The following is a 16,103-nucleotide window of genomic DNA, read 5'->3' on the forward strand; positions in this document are numbered from 1 at the left end:
GTGCGGGCGATGCCCCCTGCCCGTCCGGGTGCACGGACGTCACCTCTGTGCAGGTGAGGCTGCACAGACGGGACTTGCACGGGCGGGGCTTGCGCATGCGGGGCTGCGCGAGCGGGACTCGCACAGGTGGGACGTGCGCAGGTGGGACGTGCGCAGGTGGGGCTGCGCGAGCGGGACTTGCCCATGGGCGAACTTGCGCACGTGGGGACTGCGCGAGCAGGACTTGCGCACGTGGGGTCGTACGAGCCGGACTTGCCCATGCGGGGGCTGCGCATGTGGGGCCGCCGGGACCGCGGCTGCGCGAGGGGCGTCAGGCTCGGGGAAGTCGAACGGCCCTAGGAGCCGCCGTGGCGGCGGGGCTCTCGTGCGGGCGGGTGTTCGGCGGGGATCGGCGGGGCTTCCGTGACGGGCTGCGGCGGCGGGTGGGTCCGCGCCCAGGTCCGGAGCTTCAAGCCGCCTGTGGCGCCAGGGTGCGCGCGGCCACCGGGAGGCCGGCGGGGGACCCGGCGGGCAGGGCTGGTGGGCGTGGGGTGGCCGGCGCCGGGCCCGGCAGCCAGGACCAGGTGGCCGTCTCGGAGGGCGGGGCGGAGATCGGCCCGTCGCCCACGAGGACCGGATGGCCGACGGAGCGCAGCAGCGGCAGATCGCTCTCGTCGTCGGCGTAGACGTGGCAGTCCCCGGCGGAGAGGCCGAAGGCCGTCATGATCCGGCGGGCGGCCTCGGCCTTCGGCTCGCCGATCATGGGCGGGCCGGTCAGTTCCCCCGTGAGGACGCCCTCCGAGGTCACCTCGGGCACGGTGCACACCACGAGGTCGGCTCCGACCTCCCGGGCCAGCGGGTCGAGGCAGGCGGAGAAGGCTCCGGAGACGAGGACGATCAGGTCGCCGGCATCGCGGTGGCGGCGCAGTGCCTCGTACACGGGGCGGTGGAGCAGCCCTCCGGCCCGGGCCTTCTCGTACCACTCGCGGCCGCTGGTCTCGAGGTCGTCGAGGTGGCTGCCGGCGAGGAAGCGGAAGAAGGAGCGGTTCACCTCTTCGCGGGGGACGCCCTCGGCGATCTGGCGCTGGAGCGAGGCGCGGGCGGTGGCGAGCCTGCGGGCGGCCACCTCTCCCCGTCCCCAGTGGCGGGCGAGGACGCAGGCCATGCTCTTGCAGGTGATGAGGGTCTCGTCCACGTCGAAGAACGCGGCCCGGGCGGGGGCGATGCTCATGCTCTTCCCCCTCTGTCTCCGAGGCGGCTGCCGGTCGCGCGGCTCTGGCCCAGGCGGCTGGTACCGCGGCCCAGCGGGGTCATCCGCCGGTCCGGCGGGGTCATGCGCCGGTCGGCCGCCGTGCGGCCGTTCGCCGTGACGGGGGCGGGGTCGGCGATCTCGTACTGCGCCGTCTCGACGAGTTCGAGGATCTGCTCCGCCAGCGGGCGCAGCCGCGCACCGGCGGGGGTGAGTTCCACGGAGCGGTTGCCGCGCCGCTGGAACAGCGAGGCTCCCATGTCCTCTTCCAGGCCCTTGATCTGCGCGGTCACCGCGGGCTGGGAGTAGTGCAGGTTGTGGGCCGCGCGGGTGAAGCTGAGTTCGCGGGCCACTTCGCGGAAGGCCCGTAAGTGCTGGAGTTCCATCCTTCTGCCTTTCTACGCTCGTCCGTTCTTCCCTTGGAGGTGGAGCCGTACGGTCACGCGCAGCGGGCCACCGCGGTGGCGAGGACGCGGCCGCCCTGGGTCGCGGAGAGGCGCACCCGTCCGTCCTCCGTCGGCGCGGCCTCGACGGCCACGGCCTCGGCCAGCTCGCCGAAGACGGCGAAGTCGGCGTCGAGCGTGGTCAGCGCTGCGCCTCCCGCCGTCTTCCGGGCCGCCTGCCGGAAGGCCTCCAGGAGCAGCATCCCGGGCACGTGGTCCGAGGGGTGCTCGAAGTAGCCGGGGTGCGTGGGGTCGACGTGCAGCCGCCATTCCGCGGCGCCGAACGGCCGGTTCCGCTCCTCCGCGGCGGGTACGGGGCGCAGGACGCCGCGGTCGTCGGCGGATCCCACGCCCGTCCCGTACGCGGAAGCCCCCTGGTCCATGGCCACCGCCACGCCCGCGGTCTCGGCGACCCGGCCTCGCTGTCGCAGGCGCCCGTACCGTACGCCGTCGATGACGACGACCCCGGCGGAGGCGCGGGCGCATTCGCGGCCCCCGACCTCGATCACCATGTCGAAGCGGGCGTCGAAGCGGCGCGGGTTCCGTGCTCCGGCGGGCGTCACGACCTTCACGTCGAGGACCACCGCGAGCGGACCGCAGCCGACCCGGAGGGCGGCCGGGTCGCTGATGCGCAGCGACAGCGCCTTGAAGATGAAGTGGTGGCCGATCGGCACGTCGTGGTAGCGGTGGCTCAGGAAGATGCCGGCCTGGCGTACGGTCTCGACGAGCAGCATGAAGTCGCACTGCCCGGTCTCCTCCGGGCGGTACAGCGCGTGGTTCCGGGGCAGTTGCGCACCGACCAGGAAGCGGTCGGCCCCGGCGACGGCCGCGTCGGTGAGGAAGACCTCCGTCACCGAGGCGCGGTGCACGAACCGGCGGGAGATCGTGCGGTCGAAGCTCAGGCCGTCCTTGGCCTCCCGGATGAGCGACTCCAGGGACTCGACGGGCGTGAGCGCTTCGGCGGGTAACACGTTCTGCAGCACACCGATGGACATCCTTATCCCCCTCAAGGTGAATCATCGTGGCGACGAGGGACCTCGGTGGCCCCTCGGCAGCAAGAAATATACCTTCGAGAATGTATATTGCAAGGCGTAGGAACGAGAGAGGCGGACAGGCATGGCGACGACACCCCGAAGCGAACCCAAGCAACGCACCACCGATCCCAGGCAACGCGGCACCGACCCGAAGCCCCGCAGCGAACCCAAGCAGGAGCGGGCCCGGCGCACGAAGGTGCACATCCTCCAGTCGGCCGCCGAGCTCTTCGCCGAGCGCGGCTACGCCACCGTCACGCTCCAGGACGTGGCCGAACGCGCGGAGATGACCAAGGGCGCGGTGTACTTCCACTACACGAACAAGGAGGCCCTCGCGGTCGCGGTCGTGCAGGAGCACTACGCCCGCTGGCCCGAGATCCTCGACGGCGCCGAGGGCGACCACGAGGCGCCGTTCGACCGGCTCACCGCCGTCCTCGACACGGTCACCCGGGCGTTCGCGCGGGACATCGTCGTCCAGGCCGGCGCGCGGCTCCAGATCGAGCGGGCCCTCATCGACGCCGAGCTCCCCGAGCCGTACGTCGGCTGGGAGGACTACCTCAGCCGGCTGATCGGCGAGGCGAAGGACGCGGGGCAACTGCGGGCGGGAGTGGAACCCCGCGCGGCGGCCCGCGTCCTCGTCTCCGCCTTCTTCGGCATGCAGCACATCTCGGACGTCCTCAGCGGGCGCAAGGACCTCACCGAGCGGCACCAGGAACTGCAGACCGTCCTCGTCGAAGGGCTGCGCGGCTGACCGGCCGCGTGCCCGCCGTGAGAAGCAGGAGAACGGCGTGGCCTCCCACAGGTGTGGGAGGCCACGCCGTACGCGTGCAGCGGGTCGGGTCCGGTCAGGACCTGCTGCCCGAGGCGACCGGGGCCTGAGCGGAAGCGGAGTCCGTACCGGAAGCCGTACCGGAACCGGAAGCCACGACCGGCGTCGGGGCCGCGGCGGCCTTGGCGGCGACCTTGCGCAGGTACAGGTTGTTGAAGACCAGCGCCGCCGCCGTGAGCGAGGCACCGACGATCTGCATGCCGGCCGGGACGACACCCGTCAGGGCGGAGATCACGAAGGCCGTGATCGGCACGACGTCCATGAAGAGGACGCCGTTGAGCGGGCCGAGGTAGCGGTTGCCGAAGTTCCAGCCGAGGACACCGACGAAGCCGGCGATGACGCTCATGTAGGCGAGCTGCGGCAGGATCGAGCCCACGGCGCCCGCCGTCGGGACCGGGACGCCGCCGGCGGCCAGGATGATCGCCGTGATCACGGCGGCGCTGGCGAGGCCGAGGACCGTGGTGATGGCCGTGTACTTGATCGGGGACCAGGTCGGGAAGTAGCTCGCGCCCGAGGTGTAGACGACCCAGCACAGCGCGGCGAAGAGCAGCAGCGCGTCGGCGCCGGCGGTCTTCGGGTCGGCGATCAGGGAGCCGATGTCACCGTCGGAGACGACGAGGATGGTGCCGACGAAGGACATCGCGATGAAGACGAGCGAGAACTTCGGCGGAACGACCTTCTTCAGCACCCAGTTCACCAGGAAGCCCATCATGGGCATGGTCGCCATCATGATCGAGGCGTTGAGCGCGCCGCGCGCTCCGATGAGGTCCTGGCCGAAGAAGACGAGGAACTGGAAGCCCGCGAAGCCGGCCGTGCCGAACAGCCAGGCCAGACCGATGCGCTCACCCTTGAGGCGGAGCCCCGCCTTGCCCTCCCGCATCCGCAGGAAGACCAGGAACATCGCACCGGCGATGGTGTACCGCATCACGGTGAAGGTGAAGGGGTCGATGTGCTGGAGGGTGGAGTCCATGAGGGGGAACATCGCACCCCAGGACACCGTGGCCAGGAGGCAGAGGAGGACGCCTCGCGTGTACGTGTTCTGACTGTTCATGATTCTTCCTGTCGGGCCTGAGGCGGCTGGGAGTTGAGGGGAGTGCGGGGAGGGGGCGGCCGGGTCCCGGATCCGGAGGAGGGGGTACGGGCTCCGGGACCCGGCCACGCTTGCGGGGGGCTGTCGGGCGAACGGGCGGGGGTCAGACCCCGGCGGACTCCAGCTCGCGGTCCTCCGTCGGCCGGATGTCGAGCAGCGGCAGGACCGACTCCAGGAGCTGGGCGGCCCGGACCTTGCCGGTGGGGCTGTACGGGATGGCCTCGACGGGCACCACGTACGCCGGGAGGCACGGCACCCGGCGGGCGCAGGCGGCGCTGACCGCCCGGTAGCCGCTCTCCTGCCGCTCGGGCGCGACCGGGGTGAAGGGCACGACGAGCACTTCGCCGACGCCGGGGAGACTGGTGCGCAGGACGGCCGTCTCGCGGACGCAGGGCAGGTCCATCAGATCGGCTTCGAGGCCGAAGATGTTGACGTCGAGCGGCTTGCCCGCCTCCGCCTTCGCCACGCCGTCGTTGCGGCCGGTGAGTTCGAGCCGGCCCGCCTCGTCGACGAGCCCGCTGTCGCCGGTGAGCAGGAAGCGCTGCGTACGGCCGCCGTAGTCCAGGGTCATGAAGTCGGGCTCGCTCGTCGCGTAGCTGTCCATCAGCTGGTAGCTGGCTATCGCGACCCGGCCGCGGCTGCCCTTGGGGAGCGGCTTGTTGTCGGCGTCGAGGACGACGACGGTGTTGCCGGGCATGGGGCGGCCCGAGCGGCAGGGCGCCACGTGCAGCTCCTCGGGGCCGATCATGACGTTCACGCCGGTCTCGGTCGTCCCGTAGTAGAGGTGGAGCACCGGACCGAGGCGGTCCCAGGCGTTGTTGATGACCCATCGGTTGAGGTGCCGGCCGCCGGAGAGGACGAAGTGCAGGCGTGAGGTCTTGTGCAGGTGCTCGGAGTTCGGGTGGGCGACGACCCGGGCCAGGACCGGCGGCACCATCAGGGTGGTGGAGACGCCCTCGTCCTGGATGATGCGGATGAGCTCCTCGGCGTCGTCGTACGGGCCGAGGACGACCGTGCCGCCCAGGGTGAGGAAGATGCGCGCCCAGCCCGGCCCGGAGGCGTGGTAGAGCGGCACCGTGACGAGGTGGACGTCCTCTTCGTCGAAGGCGTACTGGTCGACGAGGTCGGCGAAGCGGCGGGCCTCGAAGGAGGTGCGGCGGACGACCATCTTCGGGACGCCGCTGGTGCCGGAGGTGAAGGAGAAGGCCTCGAAGGGCTGCTCCACCGGCTGCGGGTCGCCGGGCGCCGACACGAGGAGGTCGGCGAAGCTGACCGCGACGGTCTGCCCGTCGGGCAGGCCCACCGGCTCGCTGTCGATGAATATGTCGAGGATGTCTCTGCCGCCCGGCCAGCCGCACTCCTCGACGAGGGCCCGCTGCTCCTGCGAGGTGATGACGACGGTCGGCTGCAGCTGGTCGAGCGCGGCGGCGGTGGCGACGGGCCCGGCGCTGTAGTCGAGTCCGACGCAGGGGATGCCGAGGGAGCTGACGGCGGCCATGGAGACCACCAGCTCCCAGCTGTTCTCGGCGAGGAAGACCGCGCGGGCCGGCCGGGTCTCGGGCAGCAGGTCCTGGATGGCGCAGGCCACCCGGCTGACCTTGTCGGCGAAGCTCGCCCAGGTCATGCGGGTCTCGCCGTCGACGACGGCGACGCGCTGGGGCCAGCGGGCGGCGTGCTTACGGATGTCCGCGAGCTTGATCATGAGGTGCTCTCCTCGGAGTCGGGGGGTGGCGGATCAGCTGGTGACGACGGCGGTCGCGGCGGCCGAGACGGTGGCCGCGGTGGTGCCGGCGGCCGAGACGGCGGCAGCCGCACCGGCGAGCTGCTCGGTCGTGATGTTCTCGACGGTCAGGTGGTCGGCCGTGGCCGGCACGGAACCGGTGACGGCGGCCTGGACGGCGAGTTCGCGCGCGGAGACGGTCGGGTTCCGCAGCGTGTAGATCTCGCAGCCGCTGGAGCGCAGCTCGTCGATCTGACTGAGCGTCCGCTCGCAGAGCTTCTCGCCGGGCACCGTGATCGGGATGCCGGGCGGGTAGGCGATGATGAAGTGCTCGGAGGTGCCCGTGGCCAGGGCCGCGGAGGCGCTCCGGTAGGTGCGCTGGATGGTGCGCAGGGCGTCGAGCAGCCGCAGCAGCGTCGCCTCGTCCACACCGATGTGGATGTGGAAGAGGACGGCGTCCCCGCTCTCCCGGGCCACGTACAGCGCGTACTCGTCGAAGAGCATCCGCCGGAAGTCGGCCGCCGTGATGCCGAGGGCGCTGATGTCGACGAGGACCCGGGTGGGGTCGTCGCTGACGAGCTGCGCGGCGTCCGTGAGGTGGCCGTCGGGGCCGAGCGGGCGGTACGCGGAGAGCCGCGGGTCCGTGGCGAGCTCGACGCGCAGGGTGCGGGCGAGCCCGAGGGACCGGCCGAGGAGCGACTCGCCCTCGGTCTCGGCCTGGAGCCGGGCCAGGTCCAGGCTGGCGAGCACGGGCCAGCTGGGCGAGGTGGTGTGGTGCTGGAAGAGGGCCTGCGCGGTGCGCTCCTGGGCCTCTCCGTCGCCGATGAGGTGCAGGTAGGAGCCCTGACGGAGCGCGGACATCGACTTGTGCGCGGAGTGGGTGACGGCCACGTTCATGGCGAGGCGCGGGTCGGCGGCGCGGAGCGTCTCGACGGCGTGCAGCGCGGTGAGCGGGCGCAGCCGGGGGTGGAAGCGGTGCGCCGCGCCCCAGGCCTCGTCGACGAGGACGGAGACGGTGGGGTGGACGGCGGCGAGCTCGGCGAGGACGGTCGGCAGGTCGTACCGGACGCCGTCGTAGGAGACGGCGGAGAGGACGACGGTGTCGAAGGGCCGGCCCTCGGCGGCGGCGGTGCGGAACATCTCCAGGAGCCGGGGAAGGTCCGCGTACGTCCGGGGGCAGCCGTCGCAGCAGCGCTGCATCGGGGCGTACGCGACCTGGACGCCGAGCGAGTTGAGGGCGAAGTGCACCGACTGGTGGCAGGAGCGGTCCGCGAGGACGCGGGAGCCGGGCTGGGTCAGCGCGGTCAGGGCGACCCGGTTGGCGGTGCTCGTGCCGGCGGAGAGGAAGTAGGTGGCGTCGGCCCCGAAGCTGCGGGCCGCGAGGCGCTGGGCCTCGCGGAGCGGCCCCCGTGGCCGGAAGAAGGAGTCGAGCATCGTGCCGCTGTAGGACACGTCGGCCGCGAGCTGCGCGACGCCGAAGAGCGCCTCGTAGGTCTCCCGCATGTGGGAGTCGCGGATAGACCGGCCGTGCGAGAGCGGCAGCGCGTGGAACGTGGCGATGTCACGTCGGGCGACTGCGAGCACGGCGTCAGCGAGGGGGGTCCTGCCGTCCGGGTAGGCCCCGGAACGAGCCGGCAGTGTCGCCGGCTCCGGAGTGGAGCTGGTGGATGCGGTCATGGACCCATGAAATAAAAACCTTCGCGAAGGTATCAACTATCATCAGCGAGACTGATGGAGCCCGTCGGCCACACCCCCTCCGACCTGCGCGAGCGCCGGGACACCCGAAGAAGCGGATCCCGGCACTCCGACGCCTGTCCGGTCTCGCCTACTTCACGAGGGTCTCGAAACCGGCCCGGTCGCAGGAGGACACGACGCGCCCCTCGGCCATCAGATCCGCGCCCGTGACCGCGGCGACGGTGTCGTCGAGGACGCGGGCGCCGTCCTCGTCGTGCCCCTTCCCGTCGAGCACCTGGGCGGCGGAGATCACGGCCGGGGCGAGCTCCTCGGCGCCGCCGTCCGTGCCGCCGGCCTTCTTCGGGAAGGCGTCCACGGAGTTCCTCGCCTCCTGCCAGGCGCCCAGTCTGGTGCAGTAGTCCTGCCAGTACGCCTTCACCTCGTCGGCGTCGGACGACGAGCAGCCGCCCAGCAGGACGGCCGCGAACACCACGCTCAGCGCACGACTCCCCCTCCTCACGACGCGCCCCTGTCACCGCGGACGCGCCGCGGGCGCGCCACCAGCTCGCCGCCGCAGTTGGGACAGACGTCGTTCATCGCGTCGGCGCAGGGGACGCAGAAGCTGCACTCGTACGAACAGATCCGCGCGGGCCCGTCCGGCACCAGGGCCTCGGTCTCACAGCGCTCGCACCGGTCACGCATCTCCAGGGCCACGATCGGCTCCCCCTCCTCGTACGACTGAGAACCCCTCCATCGTCGACGCCGACGCGAGCGGCGGAAACAGGCCGGCGGCCAAAGACCGACAGGATCGGGTCAGCGGGGCCGAGGCCCGCGGATCAGTGCCTGACCAGGCAGAACGGGTGCCCCGCCGGGTCCGCGTAGACCCGCCAGCCGCGCGCGCCGGACCCGGCGTCGAGGAGCTTCGCCCCGGCCGCGAGGACCTGCTCCTCGGCCGCGTCCAGGTCGGGGACGCCGAAGTCGAGATGGGACTGCTGGGGGCGCTCCGGGTCCGGCCAGGTCGGCGGGCGGTGATCGGGCACGCCCTGGAAGCAGAGGACGAGACCGCCGGGCGTGTGCAGCGTGGACCAGGCCTCGTCGAGGGACCAGCGCGGATCGGGCCGATCGACGTCCCCGCCGAGCACGGCCCGGTAGAACACGGCGAGTTCACGGGGCGCGGAGCAGTCCAGGACGATGCACTGCAGGTCGGCGATCATGGCCGGATCATAGGCGGGCGGGGCGGGGCGGGCCAGGCCGGGCCGGAGCCGCGCCGGGATGCGCGGCACCGAGGTCACCCGGCCCGACGCCCCGCGCCCGCCCGGACGGCGGTCGCCCGCGCAATCCATCCCCTCCCCGCACACGTACCCATAGACAGGCACTCCGCGGAAGGAGGAGTGGTCATGCATCCGCTGAAGCGTGCGGCTCTCGCGGTGGCCTCTGTCGCCCTCGCGGCGGCGGGCGCCGCGGGCATCGCCGCGGGCCCCGCCTTCGCCGGACAGCCCAGCCAGTCCTGCGAAGAGCAGCCCGTCCGCCCGGGTCAGTCCCAGTCGGCCCCGGGCTCCGCGTTCAACCCCGACGGCGTCGCCGGGACCCACTACGCCGGCGAACAGCCGCAGAACTCCGTCAACCCCCACTCCGTGTCCCAGTACGACGTGGCCTGCTTCCAGGTCTCGACGCACTGACATCCCCTGCCCTGAAGCGGCCTCGGCCTGAACGAGGAGGCGGCCGGCCGCTTCTACTCCGCCCGGGCCCGGCGGGACTGCGTGCGCACCGCGCCCATGCTCGCCGCGATCACCAGGGCGATCGCGAGGGCGTCGGTCGGCGACAGGGCCTGACCGAGGACCAGGAAGCCGGCCGTCGCCGCGATGGCCGGTTCCAGGCTCATCAGGATCGCGAACGTCGGCGCGGGCAGCCGGCGCAGGGCGAGGAGTTCGAGGGTGTACGGGAGGACCGAGGACATCAGCGCGACGGCGAGGCCCAGGCCGATCGTCGACGGCACGAGGAGCTTGTCGCCCGCCTCCGCGATGCCGAACGGCAGGCTGAGGACCGCGCCGAAGGCCATGGCGAGCGCGAGCCCGTCCGCCTGCGGGAAACGGCGGCCCGTACGCGCGCTGAAGACGATGTACGTGGCCCACATGGCGCCCGCCGCCAGCGCGAAGGCCGCACCGGCCGGATCCAGGCGGTCGAAGCCGCCGCCCCCGAGGAGGACGACGCCGCCGAGGGCGAGCCCGGCCCACAGGAGGTTCACCAGCCGGCGCGAGGCGACCACGGAGAGGACGAGCGGGCCGAGGACCTCCAGGGTCACGGCGGCGCCCAGCGGGATCCGGTCGGCGGCCTGGTAGAAGAGGATGTTCATGCCGGCCATGGCGGTGCCGAAGGCGACGATCGTCCCCCAGTCGGCGCGGCCGTAGCCGCGGACCTTGGGCCGGCAGACGATCAGCAGGACGGCGGCGGCGAGCACGAGCCGCAGGGTGACGACCCCGAGCGCGCCCGCGCGGGGCATGAGCAGGACGGCGACGGCCGAGCCGAACTGCACGGAGAGCCCGCCGGCGACGACGAGCGCGACGGGCCCGAGCCGATGACCGGCCGCCTTCGGCGCCACCACGGGAGCCGCGGCCACTGCCGGGGCCGCCTCCTTGACCGGACTGTCCACCGACGACTCCTTCACCCACGCTGGTTCAATGAAATGGACCCCCAGTCCAGAATAATGCACCCCCGTCGGGTCCACACCCCGATACCCCCTCCCACGCTACGAGCCCCCGCGCGGCGCCGGAAATGCCGATTGTGCTGCGGTTATGCTCCGGACGCATGAGCATCGAGCTACGCCACCTCCGCTGCTTCCTCGCCATCGCCGAGGAGTCCAGCCTCACCAGGGCGGCAGCCCGGCTCCACCTCACCCAGCCCGCCGTCTCCCGTACGCTCGCCGCCCTGGAACAGCACCTCGGCGCCCGGCTCGTCGACCGCTCCACCCACCACCTCGCGCTCACCGCCGAAGGCCGCGCCTTCCAGGACCGGGCCGCCGCCGCACTCGCCGCCTTCGAGGCCGCCGTCGACCCGGCGCGCCTGCGCCACCGCCCCCTGCGCCTCGGACACGCCTGGTCGGCCTTCGGCCCGTACACCACTCCCCTGCTCCGGCGCTGGCAGCGCGCCCACCCCGAGACCCCGCTGGAACTCCTCCGCATCGACGACCGCACCGCCGGCCTCGCCCGCGGCGAGGTCGACGCGGCGCTGCTGCGCGGGGCCGTGGAGGCGCCCGGCCTCGTCACTGCGGAACTCACCACCGAGGAGCGGGTCGCCGCGCTCCCGGCCGACAGTCCGCTCGCCGACCTCCCCCGGATCACCCTCGACGACCTCGCGGCCGAGACGGTCGTCCTCAACACGGTCTCGGGCACGACGACCCTCGCGCTCTGGCCGGCGACCGCACGCCCCGCGGCCACCCTCACCGTCGCCAACACCGACGACTGGCTCACGGCGATCGCCGCCGGCCGGGGCATCGGCGTCTCCTCCGCCTCCACGGCCGCCCTCCACCCCCACCCGGGCGTCACCTACCGCCCCCTCCCGGACGCGCCCCCGCTCCCGGTGCTCCTCGCCTGGCGGGACGCCTTCCCGCACCCGGCGACGGAGGCGCTCGTGGCGATGGCGCGGGAGATCGTCAGCGGGGGGTGACCGGGGTCGGCGCGTCCCGCCGCAGCGAGCACCAGACGTGCAGGGCCCGGGTTCGCATCCCGCACGCAGCCGTCTCGAGGACCGAACCGTGCTACGTCGTGACCGACGACGAGGGGCGGGCGCACGGCCCGCCGTTCGGCGAGCACACGGGGCCTCGCCACGGCGGCCGACACCGTCAAGTCGCTTGCGCACACCCGGGCCCGCCACGGCAGGATGCCCCGATGGACATGAACGGCGAAGACATGGTGGCCGAGGTCATCGAGCGGGAGCTGCGGCTGCTGAGCCCGGCCGTGCGGTCGTCCGCGGCACTGTCGGACGCACTCCTCGATCCGGAGTTCACGGAGGTGGGCGCCTCGGGGCGCACGTGGGACCGGGAGTCGATGCTCTCGTCGCTGCCGGTCATGCAGGGCGCGGCCGACGAGGGCCCGCAGTACCTCCCCACGGAGATGACCGGCACCGTCCTCGCACCGGGGATCGTGCACCTGACGTTCGAGACCGTCCTCGACGGCAGGCGGGCCCGCAGGAGCTCGATCTGGCGGAAGCTGGACGATGCGTCCGGCTGGCGGATGTACTACCACCAGGCCACGCCCGTGCCCGACGCGTGAGGCCGTGATCAGCAGGTGAGCGACCGGGCGAGGCGCAGCAGGCCGGCGCGCATGCGCGCTTCGCCCAGCTCCGGCAGGAGCGCCGCGACGTGGTCGGCCGCCACGGCGGCGAGCAGGGCGTGGGCGGCGTGGTCGGGGTCGGGCGCGGAGGCGAGCAGGATCGCCACGTGCCGGTGCCAGAACCGGTACGCCCCGATCCTGTAGCGGGCGCCGGGAGTGGCGGTCTCGGACATCCGGACCAGCGCCAGGTGCTCGAGCAGGTAGTCGAAGTAGGCGTCGAGGAACGCGGCCAGGCGCTCCTCGTCCGGCGCCCCGGGGCCGAGCGGGGGCGGCCCGTGCAGGATCGCCTCCTGCAGGACGCGTTCACGGGCGTCGAGCAGCGCGGCGGCGAGCCCCGACTTGTCCCCGAACCGGCGGAACAGCGTGCCCTTGCCGACGCCGGCGGCGGCGGCGACCTGATCCATCGACACGGCCTCCACGCCCTGCTCGGCGAACAGCCTGGCGGCGGCCTCCAGCACCGCGACCCGGTTCCGGGCCGCGTCCGCGCGCTCCTTGGGCGGCGGCGTCCGCAGCAGCTCCAGGGGCATTGCAGAACCGGACTGCAGTCCGCTATCGTCGTGAGTCATAAGAGGACTGTAGTCCGATTCCTTGGAGGCAGTGGCATGACCGCACTCATCACCCGCGAGGACCTGGAAACGGCGATCAAGGCCGAGACCGTGACCGTCGTCGACGCGCTCGGCGGCGAGTACTACGCCCAGCAGCACCTCCCCGGCGCCCTCGCCCTCGTCCCGGCCGACGTCGACGCCCAGGCACCCACCCTGCTCCCCGACCTGGACGCCGCGATCGTCACGTACTGCTCGAACCCGGCGTGCCCCAACAGCGGACAGGTCGCCGACCGCCTCACCGCCCTCGGCTACACGAACGTCCGCAAGTACCGCGAGGGCATCCAGGACTGGGTCGAGGCGGGCCTCCCGGTCGAATCCGCCTGACCGTCGCCCGGGGGCGAAGACTCCACACCGGGCCTTCGCCCCTCGCGTCAAGGCATCGGCTGGCCCAGCCCCTCCTCCACCCCCTCCGCCAGCACCTCCGCCAGATGCCGTCCCCGCAAGTCCGTCAGGTCGCCGATCTGGGTCCTGCACGAGAAGCCGTCCGCCAGGATCGTCGCACCCTCGGACGTGCGGAGGGCCGGCAGGAGCTGGTCCTCCGCGATGGTGACCGAGACCTCGTAGTGGCCCGGTTCGAAGCCGAAGTCGCCCGCCAGGCCGCAGCAGCCGCCCGCCAGGTCGCCCCTCAGGCCCGCCCGTTCGCGGAGGCGGCGGTCCGCCGTGTCGCCCAGGACCGCGTGCTGGTGGCAGTGGGTCTGACCGGTGACCGGGCGGTCGAGGCGGGGCGGGGTCCAGTCGGGGGCCAGCTCCTCCAGGGCCTCCGCGAAGGTGCGGACCGCCCCCGCGAGACGCGCCGCACGGGGGTCGTCCGGCAGCAGCTCCGGCAGGTCCGTGCGGAGGGTCGCCGCACAGGAGGGCTCCAGGACGACCACCGGGCCCATCCCCTCCCCCATCACGTCCAGCGTCCGCCGCATCACCTTCCGCGCCGCCCCCAGCTGCCCCGTCGACACGTACGTCAGCCCGCAGCAGACCCGCCCCGGCGGCAGGTCCACCCCCAGGCCCGCGTCCTCCAGGACGCGGACCGCCGCCTCGCCCACCTCCGGCGCCAGGAAGTTCGTGAACGTGTCCGGCCACAGGGTGAGCGACGGCGGCCGGGTCGAGGCGCGTTGGGCGAACCAGTACGCGAAGGACCGTTCCGCGACCCTCGGCATCGTCCGCTCGGGCGTCACCCCCGCGAGCCGCGCCGCGAACGGCAGCCGCATCGCCGCGTTCAGCCCCCGCCCGAAGTGCGCCAGCCATCCCGGGAGCCGGCCCATCGTCCAGTGCGAGCGGGGCCGACGCCACAGACCCCCCGGGCCCGCGTAGTGCCGGTCGAGGAACTCCGCCTTGTACGCGGCCATGTCGACGCCCACCGGGCAGTCGCTCCGGCAGCCCTTGCACGACAGGCACAGGTCGAGCGCCTCCCGCACCTCCTCCGAGCGCCAGCCGTCCGTGATGACCTCACCGAGCGCCATCTCGTGCAGGAGCCGCGCCCGCCCCCGGGTGGAGTGCTTCTCCTCCCCCGTCGCCCGGTACGAGGGGCACATCACCCCCGGCCCCGAACTCGGGCCCTCCACCCGGCACTTGGCCACCCCCACGCACCTGGCGGCGGACCTCCCCACCCCCTCCACCGGCAGCAGCCCCTCGAACCGCAGCCCCTCGTCCAGCCGCCGCGGCCGCACCAGCATCCCCGGGTTGAGCCCCCCGTCCGGGTCCCACACGTCCTTCACCGCGCCGAAGAGGCCGACCAGCTCCTCCCCGTACATCCTCGGCAGCAGCTCGGCCCGCGCCTGCCCGTCGCCGTGCTCCCCCGACAGGGATCCCCCGTGGGCGACCACGAGGTCCGCGACCGCCTCCGAGAACCGCCGGAAGTCCCGTACGCCCTCCCCGCTCCACCAGTCGAAATCGATCCGCACGTGCACGCACCCGTCCCCGAAGTGCCCGTACGGGATCCCCCGGAGGCCGAACTCGGCCAGCAGCGACCGGAATTCACGGAGGTACGCGCCGAGCCGCGCCGGCGGCACCGCGCAGTCCTCCCACCCCGGCCAGGCGTCCCCGCCCCCCGGCATCCGGGTCGCCGTCCCCGCCGCGTCCTCCCGGATCCGCCACAGCGCCCGCTGCCCGGCCGCCTCCCGCACCACGGCCGCGTCGACCGCGTCCGCCGACCTGACCAGCTCACGCGCCGCGCCGTCACCGTCGACCTCGCAGAACAGCCACGCCCCACCCTTCGGCAACCCCTCCGTGCCGCCCCGCACCAAGTCCGCCGCCATGCCCTCCACGGTCAGCGGCCCGTACGGAAGGAGTCCCGCCGCGGCGTCCGCCGCCGCGCTCTCGTCCGCGTACCCGAGGACGACGAGCACCGGCTCGGCCGGCAGCGGGACGAGCGCGACCGTCGCCTCCGTCACCACCCCGAGCGTGCCCTCGCTGCCACAGAAGGAGCGGGCCACGTCGACGCCGCGCTCGGGGAGCAGCGCGTCGAGGGCGTACCCGGAGATCCGGCGCGGGAGCCCTGCCGGGTAGCCCGTACGGAGGAGGGCCAAATTCCGCTCGACGAGATCCAGCAGACCCGCCGGAGCGCCCTCCCCGCCCCTCCCCAACGTCAACCTCTCGCCCCGGTACGTCACCACGTCCAGCGAGCGCACGTTGTCCGCCGTGGTCCCCCACGCGACCGAGTGCGCCCCGCAGGCGTTGTTGCCGATCATGCCGCCGAGGGTGCAGCGGCTGTGCGTGGACGGGTCGGGGCCGAAGGTCAGCCCGTACGGCCGGGCGGCCTCCCGCAACCGGTCCAGAACGAGGCCCGGCCGGACGACGGCGGTGCGCGACGAGGGGTCCAGGGAGACGATCCCGCCCATGTGCCGTGTGAGGTCGAGCACGACGCCGGTGCCGGTCGCCTGGCCTCCGATCGAGGTCCCGGCACCTCTCGCGACCACCGGCGTGGTGTCGTGCGCGCGGCACACCTCGACCACGGCCGCGATGTCGTCGGCGTCGCGCGGCGCGACCGTACCGGCCGGTACACGGCGGTAGTTGGAGGCGTCCATCGTCGCGAGCGCCCTCGCGGTGACGGAGAAGTCGACGTCTCCGGCGACGGCCGCGCGCAGGTCGGAGGCGAGTCCGGACGGGTCTTCGTCGTGTGTTCCCACAACGCCAGGATGTCCCACGTTTCGTCTCATCGGGCG

17 protein-coding genes are annotated in these 16,103 nt (G+C 73.1%); 5 read left to right on the forward strand and 12 right to left on the reverse strand.

Annotation, left to right across the window (positions count from 1 at the left end):
* Nucleotides 1–448: 448 nt before the first annotated feature.
* The 3 genes from ACFYX3_RS04450 to ACFYX3_RS04460 are packed head-to-tail and all read right to left on the reverse strand — an operon-like array spanning nt 449 to nt 2,666.
* Nucleotides 449–1,210 carry an HAD family hydrolase gene (locus ACFYX3_RS04450; protein WP_382654575.1) on the reverse strand — a complete coding sequence of 254 codons (762 nt, stop codon included), beginning with the start codon at nt 1,208–1,210 and terminating at the stop codon, nt 449–451.
* Nucleotides 1,207–1,614, reverse strand: coding sequence for a LysR family transcriptional regulator (locus tag ACFYX3_RS04455; protein ID WP_376585744.1), 408 nt, complete (start codon nt 1,612–1,614; stop codon nt 1,207–1,209). Before ACFYX3_RS04455 ends, ACFYX3_RS04450 begins: the two co-directional genes overlap by 4 nt.
* A 53-nt stretch (nt 1,615–1,667) precedes the next feature.
* On the reverse strand, nt 1,668–2,666 hold the full coding sequence (locus ACFYX3_RS04460; protein WP_389007823.1) for a ScbA/BarX family gamma-butyrolactone biosynthesis protein: 999 nt from the start codon (nt 2,664–2,666) through the stop codon (nt 1,668–1,670).
* A 121-nt stretch (nt 2,667–2,787) separates the two neighbouring features.
* Here ACFYX3_RS04460 and ACFYX3_RS04465 point away from each other — a divergent pair, with 121 nt between their 5' ends.
* Nucleotides 2,788–3,453, forward strand: coding sequence for a ScbR family autoregulator-binding transcription factor (locus ACFYX3_RS04465; RefSeq protein WP_388771671.1), 666 nt, complete (start codon nt 2,788–2,790; stop codon nt 3,451–3,453).
* 94 nt (nt 3,454–3,547) lie between these two features.
* On the opposite strand, the gene ACFYX3_RS04470 is transcribed toward ACFYX3_RS04465, so the two are convergent.
* The 6 genes from ACFYX3_RS04470 to ACFYX3_RS04495 form a co-directional block, all read right to left on the reverse strand.
* Nucleotides 3,548–4,582 (reverse strand): DMT family transporter, encoded by a 1,035-nt coding sequence (locus tag ACFYX3_RS04470; protein WP_389007825.1) that lies wholly within the window; start codon nt 4,580–4,582, stop codon nt 3,548–3,550.
* 142 nt (nt 4,583–4,724) lie between these two features.
* The gene (locus ACFYX3_RS04475; protein ID WP_389007827.1) at nt 4,725–6,323 is read right to left on the reverse strand and encodes a class I adenylate-forming enzyme family protein; all 1,599 of its coding nucleotides are present in this window, start codon (nt 6,321–6,323) and stop codon (nt 4,725–4,727) included.
* A gap of 33 nt (nt 6,324–6,356) precedes the next feature.
* On the reverse strand, nt 6,357–8,018 hold the full coding sequence (locus tag ACFYX3_RS04480) for an arginine decarboxylase (protein ID WP_376585732.1): 1,662 nt from the start codon (nt 8,016–8,018) through the stop codon (nt 6,357–6,359).
* A gap of 148 nt (nt 8,019–8,166) precedes the next feature.
* Nucleotides 8,167–8,508, reverse strand: coding sequence for a hypothetical protein (locus ACFYX3_RS04485; protein WP_389007830.1), 342 nt, complete (start codon nt 8,506–8,508; stop codon nt 8,167–8,169).
* A gap of 23 nt (nt 8,509–8,531) precedes the next feature.
* Nucleotides 8,532–8,729, reverse strand: coding sequence for a DUF1272 domain-containing protein (locus tag ACFYX3_RS04490; protein ID WP_389007832.1), 198 nt, complete (start codon nt 8,727–8,729; stop codon nt 8,532–8,534).
* A 122-nt stretch (nt 8,730–8,851) separates the two neighbouring features.
* The gene (locus tag ACFYX3_RS04495) at nt 8,852–9,229 is read right to left on the reverse strand and encodes a VOC family protein (protein ID WP_116159544.1); all 378 of its coding nucleotides are present in this window, start codon (nt 9,227–9,229) and stop codon (nt 8,852–8,854) included.
* Between the two features lie 183 nt (nt 9,230–9,412).
* On the opposite strand from ACFYX3_RS04495, the gene ACFYX3_RS04500 reads away from it, so the two are divergent.
* On the forward strand, nt 9,413–9,694 hold the full coding sequence (locus ACFYX3_RS04500) for a hypothetical protein (RefSeq protein WP_389007834.1): 282 nt from the start codon (nt 9,413–9,415) through the stop codon (nt 9,692–9,694).
* A gap of 53 nt (nt 9,695–9,747) precedes the next feature.
* Here the strand turns inward: ACFYX3_RS04500 and ACFYX3_RS04505 are convergent, their stop codons facing one another.
* Nucleotides 9,748–10,632, reverse strand: a complete 885-nt coding sequence (locus tag ACFYX3_RS04505) for a DMT family transporter (RefSeq protein WP_389008114.1) — start codon at nt 10,630–10,632, stop codon at nt 9,748–9,750.
* A 188-nt stretch (nt 10,633–10,820) separates the two neighbouring features.
* Between ACFYX3_RS04505 and ACFYX3_RS04510 the strand changes: the two genes are divergently transcribed.
* A complete protein-coding gene (locus ACFYX3_RS04510; protein ID WP_389007836.1) occupies nt 10,821–11,678 on the forward strand; it encodes a LysR family transcriptional regulator in 858 nt (285 codons plus the stop codon).
* Nucleotides 11,679–11,899: 221 nt separating this feature from the next.
* On the forward strand, nt 11,900–12,283 hold the full coding sequence (locus ACFYX3_RS04515) for a DUF4440 domain-containing protein (RefSeq protein WP_389007838.1): 384 nt from the start codon (nt 11,900–11,902) through the stop codon (nt 12,281–12,283).
* A gap of 8 nt (nt 12,284–12,291) precedes the next feature.
* Here the strand turns inward: ACFYX3_RS04515 and ACFYX3_RS04520 are convergent, their stop codons facing one another.
* Nucleotides 12,292–12,909, reverse strand: coding sequence for a TetR/AcrR family transcriptional regulator (locus tag ACFYX3_RS04520; protein ID WP_389007840.1), 618 nt, complete (start codon nt 12,907–12,909; stop codon nt 12,292–12,294).
* A 36-nt stretch (nt 12,910–12,945) separates the two neighbouring features.
* Here ACFYX3_RS04520 and ACFYX3_RS04525 point away from each other — a divergent pair, with 36 nt between their 5' ends.
* Complete coding sequence (locus ACFYX3_RS04525; protein WP_389007842.1) at nt 12,946–13,272, forward strand: rhodanese-like domain-containing protein; 327 nt, start codon at nt 12,946–12,948, stop codon at nt 13,270–13,272.
* A 47-nt stretch (nt 13,273–13,319) separates the two neighbouring features.
* On the opposite strand, the gene ACFYX3_RS04530 is transcribed toward ACFYX3_RS04525, so the two are convergent.
* Nucleotides 13,320–16,097 carry an FAD-binding and (Fe-S)-binding domain-containing protein gene (locus tag ACFYX3_RS04530; protein WP_389007844.1) on the reverse strand — a complete coding sequence of 926 codons (2,778 nt, stop codon included), beginning with the start codon at nt 16,095–16,097 and terminating at the stop codon, nt 13,320–13,322.
* Nucleotides 16,098–16,103: the final 6 nt, after the last annotated feature.

The sequence above is a fragment of the Streptomyces sp. NPDC002463 genome (assembly GCF_042889835.1).
Taxonomy (GTDB): domain Bacteria; phylum Actinomycetota; class Actinomycetes; order Streptomycetales; family Streptomycetaceae; genus Streptomyces; species Streptomyces nymphaeiformis.